Origin of the sequence: Caulobacter sp. BE254 (assembly GCF_031457295.1) — a bacterium.
Taxonomy (GTDB): Bacteria; Pseudomonadota; Alphaproteobacteria; order Caulobacterales; family Caulobacteraceae; genus Caulobacter.
The window spans coordinates 289,711-304,322 of record NZ_JAVDWJ010000001.1 but is presented as its reverse complement, the minus strand read 5'-3'; the positions used below and the strand labels follow the sequence as shown (position 1 = coordinate 304,322).

Sequence of the window (14,612 nt, the reverse complement as noted above, 5' to 3'; positions counted from 1 at the left end):
ATCATTGGCCGGCTCCTTTTTCGGCGGAGTGGCCGTTGCCATTGCCGTTGTGGCCGTTCTCCTCGGCCAGCACCCAGGTGTCCTTGCTGCCGCCGCCCTGGCTGGAATTGACCACCAGCGACCCGCGCTTCAGCGCCACGCGAGTCAGGGCGCCGGGCGTCACCACGGTCTTCTCGCCCGAGAGGATGAAGGGTCGCAGGTCGACGTGGCGCGGCTCGATGCGGCCGTCCACCAGGCATGGCGCGGTCGACAGCTGGATGGTCGGCTGGGCGATGTAGTTGGCCGGATCGGCCTTCAGGGCGTCGGCGAACTCCGAGCGCTCGCGGGCCGAGGCGTGGGGCCCCACCAGCATGCCGTAACCGCCCGAGGCGCCCACCGCCTTGACCACCAGCTTGTCGAGATTGGCCAGGACGTGGCTCAGCTGGGCCGGCTCGCGGCACAGGAAGGTCTCGATGTTCGGCAGGATGGCGTCCTCGCCGAGATAGTAGCGGATGATGTCGGGCACGAAGGCGTAGACGGCCTTGTCGTCGGCGACGCCGGTGCCCGGCGCGTTGCACATCACCACGTTGCCGGCCCGATAGGCGTTGAACAGGCCCGCCGCGCCCAGCGAGGAGTCGCGCCGGAAGGTGAGGGGGTCGATGAAATCGTCGTCAACCCGGCGGTAGATCACGTCCACCCGGCGCAGGCCGGTGGTGGTGCGCATGTAGACCATGTTGTCATGGACCACGAGGTCGCGGCCCTCGACCAGCGGCACGCCCATCAGCCGCGCCAGATAGGCGTGCTCGTAATAGGCCGAGTTGTAGACCCCGGGGGTCAGCACCACGACCTGCGGATTGGGCCGCCAGTCGGCGCTCATGCTCTTCAGCGTCGCCAGCAGCAGGTCGGGATAGCGCTCGACCGGCCGCACGCCCGCCTCGCGATAGGCGCCGGGGAAGGTCCGCTTGGAGGCGTCGCGGTTGGCCAGCATGTAGGACACGCCGGACGGCACCCGCAGATTGTCCTCCAGCACGGCGAACTCGCCATCCTGGCCGCGAATCAGGTCGCTGCCGCAGACGTTGGCGTAGGCCTTGTGCGGCACATAGAGGTTCTGCATCTCGCGACGGTACGAGGGCGCGCCCAGCACCAGTTCGCGCGGCACCACCCCGTCCATCAGGATCTGCTGCTCGCCGTAGATGTCGGCCAGGAACATGTTCAGCGCCTGCAGGCGCTGGGTCAGGCCGGCCTCGATCTTGGCCCATTCCTGGGCCGGCAGGATGCGCGGGAACAGGTCGGTGGGGATGATCCGCTCAGTGGCGCTGTCGGCCCCGTAGACGGTGAAGGTGATGCCCTGCAGCAGGAACGAGCGTTCCAGCATCCGCTGGCGGTCGGCCAGCTCGCCGGCCCCCAGGGTGGAGATCCGGCTCTGCAGCGCCGCGTAATGGGCCCGCACATCGCCGCCTTGGGCGATCATCTCGTCATAGGCCACGCCAGGGAGGTACGCCGCCCCGGTCATCGGCAAGGTGGGAGTATCGTCGATGTCCTGGATTTTCGCCGCCACGCCCGTGTCCACTTTGTCCGCCCTTCGCGCCGCAATGAGGCGGTGCGTCCCGATCCAGCCTAGAACGCGCGAGGGGCGCAAGCGGTGCTTTTCTTGCCGCGATGACGAAATGTGCGGTCCTGCCCAACATTTGGGCGCCGCTCTGGCGCATGCAGGCCCGTGGCCGGAAGCGTTTGGTTACATTTCACCGCGTGACAGCGGGCGGGGGGGCGATTACAGGGGTTCGGGGGCGCTCCACGCGGGAATCGGAAGGCTTGGTGCGTAAGAGATTTGCCCTTGGCATGACCGCCGCGACCTTGATGGTCGCTGGCCATGCCAATGCGGCCGAGCCCGCGGCCACCATAACCGGCGTCGAGGACCGTGCGCTGCGCGAGGCGATCCAGCGCGCCATGACCGAGGCCAAGCAGCCTGCGCGCAGCCGCTCCGAAGCCCGCCGCCGGGCCCGGGACGCCGGCGACGAGGCTGTCGCCGTGCTGCGCTCGGAAGGCTATTACGGCTATGTCGTCGAGCCGGACGTCTCCGAAGCCGATCCGCCCCGCGCGATTCTCAAGATCACCCCCGGTCCGGTCTTCGTGATCGCCGATCCCAGGCTGGCCTGGAGCGGGACCCCGCCCGACGAAGGCGTCGCTCAGCGGGCGCAGAGCGTGATCCGGCTGACCCCAGGCGCGCCGGGCCGGGCCGCCGACGTGCTGGCGGCCGAGGGGCGCGTGATCTCCCAGGTGCAGCAGCTGGGCTATGCCGACGCCGCGGCCGAACCGCGCGAAGTGGTCGTCGACCACGCCGATCACACGCTGCGCCCGACCTTTCACATCGCGGCCGGCGACCTGACCCATGTCGACGGCATCCAGGTGGTGACGCAGGGCCGGTCCAAACCCGCCTGGGTGCAGCATCTGGCGCCCTGGAAGTCGGGCGACATTTACGAGCCCGACGACATCGCCGAGCTGGAGCGCCGGCTGCGCGACACCGGCGTCTACGATACGGTGTCGGTCTCGCTGGCGCCCAAGGACAAGGCGCTGGCCGACGGCCTGCGGCCGGTGATCGTCACCCTGGCCGACCGCAAGGCCAAGACGATCGAACTGGGCGCCAGCTATTCGAGCACCGACGGCCCGGGCGTCGACGCCAAGTGGATCCGCTACAATCGCCTCCATCGGGCGGACACCACCACCTTGACCGCGCGGCTGGCCAAGCTGGACAGTCGCCTGGAGGCGGAACTGGCCCTGCCGCACTGGCGCCGAAGCCAGCAGACTCTGAAGCTCAACACCGCCATCTTCCGCGACAACACCGACGCCTATACCGAGACCGGCGGCCACATCGGCGCGGACCTGACCCGGCGCCTGCAGCCGACCATCTACCGCACCTACGGCGTCTCGCTGGACCTGTCGCAGATCGATTCGCCGACCACCACCAACGGCGTGACCTCGGACGTCCGGCAGAACTTCGCCACCTTCACCCTGCTGGGAGCCCAGGCCTGGGACCGGTCCGACAGCGTGCTGGATCCGACCAAGGGCTGGCGGCTGGACGCCCGGGCCGAGCCGACCGCCATCACCGGCGACCTGACGATGGCCTTCCTGAAGATTCAGGCCCAGAGCACCGCCTACCTGCCGTTCGGCGAGGGCGCGCGCACCGTGCTGGCCGGGCGGATCAAGGCCGGCCAGATCCTGGGCGGCACCATGCCCGAGGTGCCGGCCTCCAAGCGCTTCTACGCCGGCGGCGGCGGCTCGGTGCGCGGCTATTCCTACCAGGCCATCGGGCCCCGCATCGGCGACACCACCACGCCGCAGGGCGGCCTGTCGGTGCTGGAAAGCTCGCTCGAGCTGCGCCATCGTTTCACCAACACCTGGGGGGGCGTGGCCTTCATCGACGCCGGCGCGGTCGGGGTCGACAAGTGGCCCAACGGCGACGACTTCGGGGTCGGGGTGGGCGTCGGCGTCCGCTATGACCTCGGCTTCGGCCCGATCCGCGCCGACATCGCCATGCCGGTCAACCGGCGCGAGGGCGATCCGGCGTTCCAGGTCTATATCAGCATCGGGCAGGCCTTTTGACCGACGCCCAAAAACCACCTGGCGGGCCACCGCCCGAGGACATTCCGGAAGCCGTCGCCGAGACGGCGACCAAGGTCGCGCGCAAGATCGGTTGGCCGGGCTTTGTGATCATCGTTTCGGTCAGCCTCGTGGTGCTGGTCGCGGTGCTGCTGGGCGGGGTGCGCTTCGGGGCGATCACCCCGCAGGGCCGGGCCTTCCTGGAAGCGCGCACCAGCGGCCTGAAGCTGGGGCGCATGGGCCGCCTGAAGATCGAGGGCCTGACCGGCGACATCTGGAGCGCGTTCGGCGTTCGGCGCCTGACGATCAGCGACGAGAAGGGCGTCTGGCTTGACGCCGCCGACCTCCATGTCGATTGGCGTCCGGCCGAACTGTTCTACCGGCGCTTCCATGCCGACGAGATCACGGCCCGCCAGGTCGTGGTCCTGCGCCGTCCGACCCTGACCCCCAAGGGCAAGTCCAGCGCCGCGCCGCTGTCGGTGGACCTCGACCGCGTAGCCCTGCGGCTGATCACCCGTCCGGAGTTCAGCCGCCAGGCCGGCGATTTCGACCTGAGCGGCGATTATGAGTCCGAGCGGCAGGGCGGCCAGAAGGGCGCTCTGCGAGCTTCGAGCCGCACCCATGTCGGCGATCACCTGAAGCTGGTCTTCGACCTGGGCCGCGACCAGACCCTGCTGCTCGACGCCGAGGCTCAGGAGGCCAATGGCGGAGCCCTGGCCGGGGCGATGGGCCTGTCGCCCGACCGGCCCTTCGACCTGAACGCCAAGGCGCACGGCACCATGAGCCAGGGCGCCTTCACCGTCCTGGCGCGGTCCGGCGACGCCACGCCGCTGAAGGCCGGCGGAGCCTGGACGCCGCAGGGCGGCTCGGCGACCGGCCATATCGACCTGGCCGCTTCCACCCTGACCGACCGCGAGGAGAAGATGTTCGGGGCCGACGCCCGCTTCTCGATCGTCGGACGTAAGGCGGGGGCGTTCAGCGACCTCGATCTGAAGGTCGACAGCCAGAACCTCAGCCTGACCGCCCACGGCCCGGCCGACCTGGGCAAGCGGATCACCGCGCCGGCCGGCCTCGCCGTCAACGCCAAAGTCGGCAACCTCTCGCGCCTGACGCCGCTGCCGACCATGGGGGCGGGCGTCGCGGACGGGGTCCTGCACCTGACCGGCGACGGCCTGCTGATCGACGGCCGGGTCGATGTTCGCGACATCTCTCTGCTGGGCTACCGCCTCGCCCGGGTCAGGGGACCGGTTACCGTTGGCTGGAAACGAGGTGAACTGAGCCTCAAGGGCGCGGCCGCCAGCGAGGGCGGCGGCGGGCAGGGGCTTCTGGCCGTGCTGGGTCGCGCGCCGTCGGCCCAGTTCGAGGGCGCGAGGCTGAAGGACGGCCGCTTCCTGATCCGCTCGGCCAAGGTCCAGGCCCCGAACCTGACCGTGGTCGCGGAAGGCGAACGGGGCGTCCTGGGCGGTCTGTCGTTCAAGGGCGAAGCCAAGGTCGCCTCCCTGGCCCCGGTGCGGGCCGGGATGGCCGGGCAGGCGACCGCCAAATGGTCGGCCAGCCAAGGCGTGGACAGGCCATGGATACTGACCGTCGACGCCCGCGGCGGCAATTTCGCCACGGGTCTGCCCGAGTTGGATCGCCTGCTGGGCAAGACCCCGCGGCTGAACGCCCGGGCGTCATGGGCCAACGAGCGGCTGTCGGTCGCCGACGCCAAGCTGGACGGGACGGCGGCCTCGGTGCGCGCTTCCGGCGTGCTTGGTCCTGCGGCGGCGCTGGGCTTCAAGCTGGACTGGACGGCCACCGGACCGTTCGTCGCCGGTCCCGTCGAGGTCGCCGGCAAGGCCAAGGGCACGGGCGCGGTGACCGGGACGCTGACGGCGCCGAAGGCCGACCTGATCGCCGACTTCGACTCCATCGACGTTCCGCGCCTGCCGTTGAAGGACGCCCATGTGGTGCTGTCCTTCGCCAAGCGGCCGGACGGCGGTGACGGCGTGACCTCGATCACCGCCGGCAGCCAGTACGGTCCAGCCAAGGGGCGCGCGGCCTTCAGTTTCGCGCCGGGCGGGCTGGAACTGTCCGACCTCGATGTCGACGCCGGCGGCGCCAAGGCCAAGGGCGCGGTGTCGCTGCGCAGCGGCCGGCCGGCCACCGCCGACCTGGTGGTGGCCGTCGGACCCGGCGCCTTCCTGACCCAGGGCCGGGTCGCCGGTACGGCCAAGATCACCGACGGCCCGACGGGGCCCGTCGCCCAGCTCGACCTGGCCGCCGACGACATCGTCGGCGGGGCGTGGAAGGTCCGGCACGCGGCCGTCAAGGCCGCGGGTCCGATGGCCCGCCTGCCGCTTTCCATCGACGCACGCGGCGAAGCTCCGTCCGGCCGCTGGAAGCTGAACGGCTCGGGCGTGCTGACCCAGTCGGACACGGAATACCTGCTGGCCCTCGACGCGGCCGGCGCGATGGCGCGGACCGAGATCAAGACCCGCGAGACCGCCCAGATCCGGTTCGGCGGACCGCGGACCAACGCCCGCCTGCGGCTGTCGGTCGGCGACGGCGCGGCCGATCTCGACGCCGATGTCGGCGGCGACCTGGCCACGCTGCGCGCCCAGCTGACCGGGGTCAGCCTCACCGCGATCAATCCTGACATGGCTGGCAAGGTCGACGCGCACCTGTCGCTCAGCGGCTCGGGCCCGACCCTGACCGGCGACTTCGACGCCAACCTGATCGGGGCCCGCGAGCGCGGCCCTCGCACCGACCGGGCGCTGAACGCGCAGATCCGCGGCGTGCTGCGCGACAACACCATGACCATCAACGCCAGCAGCACGACCACCCAGGGCCTGCAGGCCAAGGCCGAGGTCACCCTGCCGACCGAGGCCTCGGCCAAGCCGTTCCACCTGGCGATCAATCGCCAGCGTGCGGTGCGCGGCCAGTTCACCGCCCAGGGCGAGATCAAGCCGCTGTGGGACCTGCTGGGCAGTTCCGAACGCAGCGTGTCGGGCAAGATCGACGCCGAGGGCGAACTGGCCGGCACCCTGGCCGATCCGCGCCTGACCGGCCGGGCCAGCCTGGAGGGCGGCCGGGTCGACGACGGCCAGACGGGCCTGAGCCTGCGCGACGTGATCGTCCGCCTGGCCCTGGCCGACAACGCCATCGACGTCAGCCAGGTCTCGGCCAACGACGGCCAGGGTGGCGCGATGTCGGGCTCGGGCCGGATCAGCCTGGCCCGGGGCGGCCTGGGCAGCTTCAAGCTGGACCTGAAGGGCTTCCGGGTCATCGACAACGAATTGGCCTCGGCCACGGCCAGCGGCCAGACCACGGTCAATCGCGGCGCCGACGGCAAGGTCAAGATGGCCGGCGCCCTGGTCATCGACCGCGCCGACGTCTCGGCCCAGACCAAGACCCCGGCCGGCGTGGTCTCGATGGATGTCATCGAGCGCAATAGGCCGGACGAGATGGACCAGGGCGTCGAGGCCCGCAAGGTCGAGCCCGGCAGCGGCATGCTGCTGGACGTCACCCTGACCGCGCCGCGCCGGATCTTCGTGCGTGGTCGCGGGTTGGACGTCGAACTGTCGCTGAACGCCCATGTCGGCGGCTCGACCAATAGCCCGGTCCTGGACGGCGAGGCGCGGATGGTGCGCGGCGAGTACGACTTCGCCGGCAAGCGTTTCGAGTTCGACCAGAACGGCACGGTCCGCCTGGCCACCCAGCTGGACCGCATCCGCCTGGACCTGACCGCCACCCGCGAAGACCCGGCCCTGACCGCCGTGGTCAGGGTGCAGGGCACCGCCGCCAAGCCCGAGATCACCCTGACCTCCAAGCCCGAGCTGCCGCAGGACGAGGTGCTGTCGCAGGTGCTGTTCGGCTCGTCGGCCGCCAACCTGACCCCGATCGAGGCCGCGCAGCTGGCCTCGGCCCTGGCCGCCCTGGCCGGCGGCGGCGGTTTCGACGTGATCGGCAACCTGCGCAGCCTGGCCGGGCTGGACCGCCTGTCGTTCGCCGAGAGCGCCACGGGCATGACCGTCTCCGGCGGCAAGTACGTGACCGACGACGTCTATGTCGAAATCATCGGCGGCGGACGCGAAGGCACCTCGGCCCAGGTCGAATGGCGCGTACGCCGGGCCCTGTCGCTGGTGTCCAAGATCGGCAGCCAGGGCGACGCCCAGCTTTCGGTCCGCTGGAGAAAGGACTACAACTAGGCCGCTCCGCCAGCGGCCTCCGGGATCCCGGAGGCGGACGCACGCGGCGACCGATCCGGATCCCGACCCAGGCTTGGCCGCGGGGCGGACCTTGTTCAGAGCAAGGCTGTTGCGCGGGCGACCGGTTTCCAGGTTCGAGGAAGCACGAATTGTCCGCGGCCCTTGGTTTAGTTTGAACTGAGGGAGACAGTGGATTCATGCGACTCAACGACGAGGATCGCGCCGTTCTGCGACATCTGGCCGGCCAGGGCCCGTTGATCATCGATCGCGCGGTCGCCTGGTGCGCCATCAACTCGGGAAGCCGGCACCTGGCCGGACTCGAGCGCCAGCGGCAAGTCTTGCTCGACGCCTTCGGAAACCTGCCGGCCGCGCCGACCGATATCCCGCTGGGCGCGTCGCCCGAGGTCGGGGCCGATGGCCGGATCGGCGAGCAGGCGCATCCGGCGGCGATCGCCGTGGTCGTCCGACCCGAAGCGCCGGTGCAAGTCGTGCTGACCGGCCATTACGACACGGTCTATCCCGAGACCTCCGGCTTCCAGACGGTCACGACGCGCCCTGACGGCGCCCTGCACGGGCCCGGGATCGCCGACATGAAGGGCGGGATCTCGGTGATGCTGGCGGCGCTGGAGGCCTTCGAGCGCCATCCGCTGGCCCACAAGCTCGGCTATCGCGTGCTGCTGTCGCCGGACGAGGAGATCGGCTCGGTCGCCTCGGCCCCGATCCTGGCGCAGTTCGCCCACCTTGGGCATGTGGGCCTGACCTATGAGCCGGCCCTGGCCGACGGCGCCCTGGCCAGCGCCCGCAAGGGTTCGGGCAACTTCCATATCGTGGTCCATGGCAAGGCCGCCCATGCCGGGCGCGACTTCGCCGCCGGCCGCAACGCGGTGATGGAGGCCGCCCGCATCGCCCAGGCCCTGCACGCCCTGAACGGCCTGCGCGACGGCGTGACCTGCAACATCGCCAAGATCGACGGCGGTTCGCCGCTGAACATGGTGCCCGACGTGGCCGTGGTGCGGTTCAACGTCCGCTTCCCCGCCGCCGAGGACGCCGCCTGGTTCGAACGCGAGGTCGACGGGATCGTCGCCGCGATCGGCGAGGGGCTGAACGCCCACCTTCACGGCCGGATCACCCGCGGCGCCAAGCCGTTCAACGCCGCCCAGCAACGCCTGTTCGGGGCGGTGAAGGAGGCGGGCGCGCTGCTGGGCCAGGACATCGTCTGGAAGCCGTCCGGCGGGGTCTGCGAGGGCAACAACCTGTTCGCCTCCGGCCTGCCCAATGTCGACACCCTGGGGGTGCGCGGCGGCGACATCCACAGCGAGGCCGAGCACGCCTGGCCCGACAGCTTCGTCGAGCGCGCCCAGCTCTCGGCTCTGATCCTGATGAAACTGGCCAGCGGCGAGATCGACGGTCCGGCCCTGCGCGCCGCCATGACCGACCTTGCGGAGTCCCGTTAGCATGCTCGTCGTCCGTCCCGCGCTGCCCGCCGATTTCGACAGCCTGATGGAGCTGGCCGTGCTGTCGGGCCGTGGCTTCACCAGCCTGCCGGCCGACGAGCAGACCCTGCGCTCGCGCCTGGCCCTGTCCCAGGCCAGCTTCCATTCCGAGGTCGCCGCGCCCGAGGCCTGGTACACCCTGATGCTGGAGGATCTCGAGGCCGGCGACATCGTCGGGGTGGCTGGGATCAAGGCGGGAGTGGGCCTGAAGCGGCCGCATTTCTCGTTCCGCGTCGTGACCTTGGCCCAGTCTTCTCCCACCCTGGACAAGCGCTTCGACCACCGGGCCCTGGTGCTGGTCAACGAATGCGCCGGCTGGTCGGAGGTGGGTTCGCTGTTCCTCAAGCCCGAGCGCCGCAAGGGCGGGGCGGGGCGGCTGCTAGCCCAGTCGCGCTACATGCTGATCGGGCTGGAGCCACAGCGCTTCGCCGAGATGGTGCTGGCCGAGCTGCGCGGCTGGTTCGACGAGGACGGCGGCTGTCCGTTCTGGGACCACGTGGCCAGCAAGTTCTTTCGCCTGGAGTTCGACGAGGCAGACCGGATGAGCGCGTCGACCGACGGCCAGTTCATCCTCGACCTGGCGCCGCGCCATCCGATCTATGTCGAGCTGCTGCCGTCGGCCGCCTCGGAGACCCTGGGCCGGGTGCACCGCGAGGGCGAGGCGGCGCGGGCCATGCTGGAGGCCGAGGGCTTCCGGTTCTCGGGCCTGGTCGACATCTTCGACGCCGGCCCGACCGTGGCGGCCCGGCGCGACGACATCAAGACGGTGCGCGAGGGGCGGCGATTGCGCGTGCGGCTGGGCGAGGACGCTTATGGCGAGGAGGCTCTGATCTCCTCGGGCGCGGTCGCCAGTTTCCGGGCGGTGCGGGCGCCGGTGCTGATCGACGGCGAGACGGCGATCATCGGCCGCGACGCGGCGGCGGCCCTGGGCGTGAGTGAAGGCGAGATGGTGCGGGTGAAGGCATGAGCGGCGGCGTGTTCATCGACGGGGTCTGGCGCGTCGGCGCCGGAACGGAAGCGGTTTCGGTCGATCCGGCGACGGGCGAGGTCATCTGGCGCCAGACCACGGCCGGTCCGGCCGACGTGGCGGCGGCGGTCGCGGCGGCCCGCAAGGCGTTCCCGGCCTGGGCCGACATGCCGCGCGAGGAGCGGATCGCGGTCCTGCGTCGCTACAAGGACGTGCTGGTCGCCCGCACCGCGACCTTCGCCGAGGCCCTGAGCCGCGAGACCGGCAAGGCGCTGTGGGAGACCAAGGCAGAGCTGGGCTCGATGGCGGGCAAGGTCGACGCCTCGATCAAGGCCTATGACGAGCGCACCGGCGAGCACGCCAGCGACATGGCGTTCGGCCGGGCGGTGCTGCGCCACCGTCCGCACGGGGTGATGGCGGTGCTGGGGCCGTTCAACTTCCCGGGCCACCTGCCCAACGGCCATATCGTGCCGGCCCTGCTGGCCGGAGACACGGTGGTGTTCAAGCCGTCGGAAGAGACCCCCCTGGCCGGCCAGCTGTTGGTCGAGGCCCTGGAGGCGGCCGGCGTTCCGTCCGGCGTCATCAACCTGGTGCAGGGCGGCCGCGAGGTCGGTCAGGCCCTGATCGACCAGGAAATCGACGGCCTGCTGTTCACCGGCTCCGCCGCCGCCGGGGCCTTCTTCCGCCGCCACTTCGCTGACCGGCCCGACGTCATCCTGGCCCTCGAGCTGGGCGGCAACAATCCGCTGGTGGTCTGGGACGCCGGCGACGCCGAGGCCGTGGCGGCTCTGGTCGTGCAGTCGGCCTTCATCACCACCGGCCAGCGCTGCTCGTGCGCCCGGCGCCTGATCGTGTCGGACGATGCGGCGGGGCGGGCGGTGATCGACGCCATCGCGGGCCTGTCCGAGCGCCTGGTGATCGGTCCGTGGAACGGGCGTGAGGAGCCCTTCATGGGGCCGCTGATCTCGGCCCGCGCCGCCGCCATGGCGTTGGCCGGCGCCAAGGCCATGCCCGGCAAGGCGGTGCGCGCCATGGCCGCCGTCGACGGTCTGAGCGGGGCGTTCGTTTCGCCGGGCCTAGTCGACGTAACCGGCGAGACCGTGCCGGACGAGGAACTGTTCGCGCCGCTGCTGCAGGTGCGCAAAGTCGGGTCGTTCGACGAGGCGATCGCCGCCGCCAACGCCACGCGCTACGGCCTCTCGGCGGGACTTATCTCTAATGAAACAGCGCGTTGGGACCACTTCCTGAAGCGCATCCGGGCCGGGGTCGTCAACTGGAACCGTCCGACCACCGGCGCAGCCGGGACCATGCCGTTCGGCGGCCTGGGCAGTTCCGGCAACCACCGGCCCAGCGCCTATTACGCCGCCGACTACTGCGCCTATCCCGTCGCCAGTTTCGAGGCGCAGGGCGTGGTCAATACGCTGAGCGATATCAAAGGGCTGCGCGAATGACCTCGCGCGCGGTCGAGGCCAACTGCGACGGCCTGGTCGGGCCGACCCACTCCTATGTCGGCCTGTCGCCGGGCAACATCGCCAGCCAGACCAACGCCGGCGAGGTCTCCAACCCGCGGGCCGCGGTGCTGGAGGGCCTGACCAAGATGCGCAAGCTGGCCGACTGGGGCGTGCCGCAGTTCGTGTTGCCGCCGCACGAACGTCCGGACCTAGCCCTGCTTCGGTCGACCGGCTTTTCGGGCTCGGACGCCAGCGTGCTGGAAAAGGCCTGGAAGGACGCGCCGGCCCTGGCGGCGGCGGCCTGTTCGGCCTCGCCGATGTGGGCCGCCAACGCCGCCACGGTTACCCCCAGCGCCGACACGGGCGACGGCCGCGTGCATTTCACGCCCGCCAACCTGCTGACCAATCTGCATCGCAGCCTGGAGGGACCGCAGACGGCGCGTTCGCTGCGGCGACTGTTCCCGGACCCGTCCCGGTTCGCGGTGCACGATCCGCTGCCGGCCCAGCCCCACTTCGCCGACGAGGGCGCGGCCAACCACGTGCGGCTGTGCGCCGACCATGGCGAGGCGGGCGTGAACCTGTTCGTCTGGGGCCGCGAGGCCTGGGAACGCTGGGAGGGCCGCTATCCGGCGCGCCAGACCCGCGAGGCCTTCGAGGCGATCGAGCGCCGTCATGGCGCGGCGCGCGGCGTCTTCGCCCGCCAGGGCCGGGCGGCGATCGACGGCGGGGCGTTCCACAACGACGTGGTCTGCGTCGGCACGCGCCAATGCCTGCTGTTCCATGAGCGCGCGTTCGAGGACCGCGCGGCGATGGAGGCCGACGTCCGCCGCGCCGCCGACGGCCTGTTCGAGCCGGTCTTCGTCGAGATCAGCGAGGCCGACCTGCCGATGGACGACCTGGTGAAGAGCTACCTGTTCAACTCCCAGCTCCTGGTCCTGCCGGGCGAGGACCGCCTGGTGCTGCTGGCGCCCGGCGAGACCCGCGACAACCCCAGGGCCCACGCCGTCGCCCAGGGGCTGGCCGGCTCGAACGGCCCGATCGGCCGGGTGGAGTATGTCGACGTCCGCCAGAGCATGCGCAACGGCGGCGGCCCAGCCTGCCTACGGCTGCGGGTGGTGCTGACCGAGGCCGAGCTGGCCGCGACCAATCCCGCCCAGCGCTTCGACGCCGTCCTGCATGAGCGCCTGAACGCCTGGGCCAAGCGTCGCTATCGCGACCGCCTGGCCCCGGCCGACCTGGCCGATCCGTCGCTGATCGTCGAAGGCCGCGAGGCGCTGGACGACCTGACGACGATCCTCGACCTTGGCGGTGACTTCTACCCGTTCCAGAAGGCCGCCTGACCATGAGCGACTTCACCATCCGACCCGCGACCCCTGAGGACGCGGCCGCCGTCCTGGCCCTGCACCGCAAGGTCGCCGCCCAGCCCGGCGGCCTGGCGCGCCAGCCCGAAGAGGTGACGGCCGACTATGTCGCCCACGCCCTGGCGGCCGCGGCGGACGGCGGCGTCAACCTGGTCGCGGTGGGCGTCGACGGGGCGCTGTGCGGCGAACTGCACGTCGAGCGGATGAAGGTGGCGATCTTCGCTCACGTGCTGACCGACCTGACCGTGGCGGTCGATCCGGACTGGCAGGGGCGGGGCGTCGGCTCCGCCCTGTTCCGCGCCCTGATCGCCGCGGCCCGGACGATGACGCCGCCGGTCGGCCGGATCGAGCTGTGGACCGGCGCCGCCAACCTCGGCGCCCAGCGGCTCTATGAGCGGCTGGGGTTCCGAATCGAGGGCCGGATGATCGGGCGCGGCCGGCTGCCGGACGGCACGGTCGACGACGACATCGTCATGGGTCTGTTGCTGGATTAGGGCGGATCGACGTTCAGGCGGTGCGTGGTCCTCGTCCTTCGACAGGCTCAGGATGAGGACCATTTGCAAGCCCGGCGCTTAGAAAACCTCATCCTGAGCCTGTCGAAGGACGAGGTTTTCGGCCGCCACGGCTGAAGCCGTCCTACCCGCGCAGCGCCGCCAGGGCCTGTGGGAAGCGTCGCGACAGCGGCGCCTCGACCGCGCCGAGTTCGACCGCGTAGTCGCCCGAGCCTTCGGGGCGCAGGCCGGTCACACGGACTGGATTGACCAGCCAGGAGCGGTGGGTGCGCACGAAGCCGTGCTCGGCCATGCCGGTCTCCAGCGCGCCCAGCGAGGTTCGCATCAGCGGTCGCCGGCCGTCGGCCAGCAGGAACTCGGCATAGTTGCCGGCCGAGCGCACGGCGAGGATTTCTGACACCGGAACGCGGACCAGCCGGGCGCCGTCGCGAATGTCGAAGCTGGCGGCGGTCGTCGTCGTCTGGATCTGGGCGGCGGCCTCGCGAGCGCTGCGCCTCAGCGACAGATAGAAGATGATCGAGGCCAGGCCGTAGGCCAGAAGGTCCTTGCGGAACTCGTAGGGGAATTCCGTCGACAACGGGCCGAACCGGTACGGGCCGTCCATCACGACCCAATAGGCCAGCTTGCGCAAAGCCACGAAGCCGGAGACGTGCAGCACCGAATAGAGCACGACCGCCGCCAGGTGAACGGGGAGGGCGCGCCACCAGCGCGGCGCCGTTCGGGTCGTCCACACCGCCACGGCCGCGGGGAGCGTGAAGATCACCATCGTCACCAGGGCGCTGCTGGCTTCCCAGATCGCTGGAGGCAGCGTGCCCAGGCGCGGCGCATCGTGGCGGATGGTCAGGACGTTGACCACGGCGATGCACGAGATCAGGCCCACGCCGAGCAGCCAGGCGCGCCAGACGCCTTGGCGCTCTTCGCCGCTCATCCCGAAAAGCGCGCCGTTCGTCCCCGGGCGTTTTCCGTTCGTCCCTGCCGGCAGCCGCCGGTCCCCCGGGGCTTGGCTGGCGTCGGCGGCATGGGCCACGACGTTCACATCGTTTTTCACGCCGGACGCCCCGT

9 protein-coding genes are annotated in these 14,612 nt (G+C 70.9%); 7 read left to right on the top strand and 2 right to left on the bottom strand.

The annotated features are described in order from the left end of the window. Position 1: 1 nt before the first annotated feature. Complete coding sequence (locus J2X41_RS01370; RefSeq protein ID WP_310079030.1) at positions 2 to 1,537, bottom strand: circularly permuted type 2 ATP-grasp protein; 1,536 nt, start codon at positions 1,535 to 1,537, stop codon at positions 2 to 4. A 281-nt stretch (positions 1,538 to 1,818) separates the two neighbouring features. On the opposite strand from J2X41_RS01370, the gene J2X41_RS01365 reads away from it, so the two are divergent. From J2X41_RS01365 to J2X41_RS01335, 7 genes are all read left to right on the top strand, one after another. Continuing rightward, entirely contained in the window at positions 1,819 to 3,579 is a 1,761-nt protein-coding gene (locus J2X41_RS01365; RefSeq protein ID WP_310079028.1) for an autotransporter assembly complex family protein, read from the top strand. Further along, positions 3,576 to 7,766 carry a translocation/assembly module TamB domain-containing protein gene (locus tag J2X41_RS01360; RefSeq protein ID WP_310079026.1) on the top strand — a complete coding sequence of 1,397 codons (4,191 nt, stop codon included), beginning with the start codon at positions 3,576 to 3,578 and terminating at the stop codon, positions 7,764 to 7,766. Before J2X41_RS01365 ends, J2X41_RS01360 begins: the two co-directional genes overlap by 4 nt. 197 nt (positions 7,767 to 7,963) lie before the next feature. Further along, entirely contained in the window at positions 7,964 to 9,220 is a 1,257-nt protein-coding gene (locus tag J2X41_RS01355; RefSeq protein ID WP_310079024.1) for a hydrolase, read from the top strand. 1 nt (position 9,221) lies between these two features. Beyond that, the gene (locus J2X41_RS01350) at positions 9,222 to 10,226 is read left to right on the top strand and encodes an arginine N-succinyltransferase (RefSeq protein WP_310079022.1); all 1,005 of its coding nucleotides are present in this window, start codon (positions 9,222 to 9,224) and stop codon (positions 10,224 to 10,226) included. After that, positions 10,223 to 11,677, top strand: coding sequence for a succinylglutamate-semialdehyde dehydrogenase (gene astD, locus J2X41_RS01345; protein WP_310079021.1), 1,455 nt, complete (start codon positions 10,223 to 10,225; stop codon positions 11,675 to 11,677). Before J2X41_RS01350 ends, astD begins: the two co-directional genes overlap by 4 nt. Then, positions 11,674 to 13,017 (top strand): N-succinylarginine dihydrolase, encoded by a 1,344-nt coding sequence (gene astB, locus J2X41_RS01340; RefSeq protein WP_310079019.1) that lies wholly within the window; start codon positions 11,674 to 11,676, stop codon positions 13,015 to 13,017. The genes astD and astB overlap by 4 nt, the downstream gene beginning before the upstream one ends. 2 nt (positions 13,018 to 13,019) lie before the next feature. Beyond that, on the top strand, positions 13,020 to 13,532 hold the full coding sequence (locus J2X41_RS01335; RefSeq protein ID WP_310079018.1) for a GNAT family N-acetyltransferase: 513 nt from the start codon (positions 13,020 to 13,022) through the stop codon (positions 13,530 to 13,532). A 142-nt stretch (positions 13,533 to 13,674) separates the two neighbouring features. On the opposite strand, the gene J2X41_RS01330 is transcribed toward J2X41_RS01335, so the two are convergent. After that, complete coding sequence (locus tag J2X41_RS01330) at positions 13,675 to 14,598, bottom strand: LytTR family DNA-binding domain-containing protein (RefSeq protein WP_310079016.1); 924 nt, start codon at positions 14,596 to 14,598, stop codon at positions 13,675 to 13,677. Between the last annotated feature and the right edge of the window lie 14 nt (positions 14,599 to 14,612).

Coding starts and splice junctions, on each gene's coding strand:
- J2X41_RS01355 (WP_310079024.1), top strand. CDS start 7,964: ATGCGACTCAACGACGAGGATCGCGCCGTTCTGCGACATCTGGCCGGC.
- J2X41_RS01365 (WP_310079028.1), top strand. CDS start 1,819: ATGACCGCCGCGACCTTGATGGTCGCTGGCCATGCCAATGCGGCCGAG.
- astD (WP_310079021.1), top strand. CDS start 10,223: ATGAGCGGCGGCGTGTTCATCGACGGGGTCTGGCGCGTCGGCGCCGGA.
- astB (WP_310079019.1), top strand. CDS start 11,674: ATGACCTCGCGCGCGGTCGAGGCCAACTGCGACGGCCTGGTCGGGCCG.
- J2X41_RS01335 (WP_310079018.1), top strand. CDS start 13,020: ATGAGCGACTTCACCATCCGACCCGCGACCCCTGAGGACGCGGCCGCC.
- J2X41_RS01350 (WP_310079022.1), top strand. CDS start 9,222: ATGCTCGTCGTCCGTCCCGCGCTGCCCGCCGATTTCGACAGCCTGATG.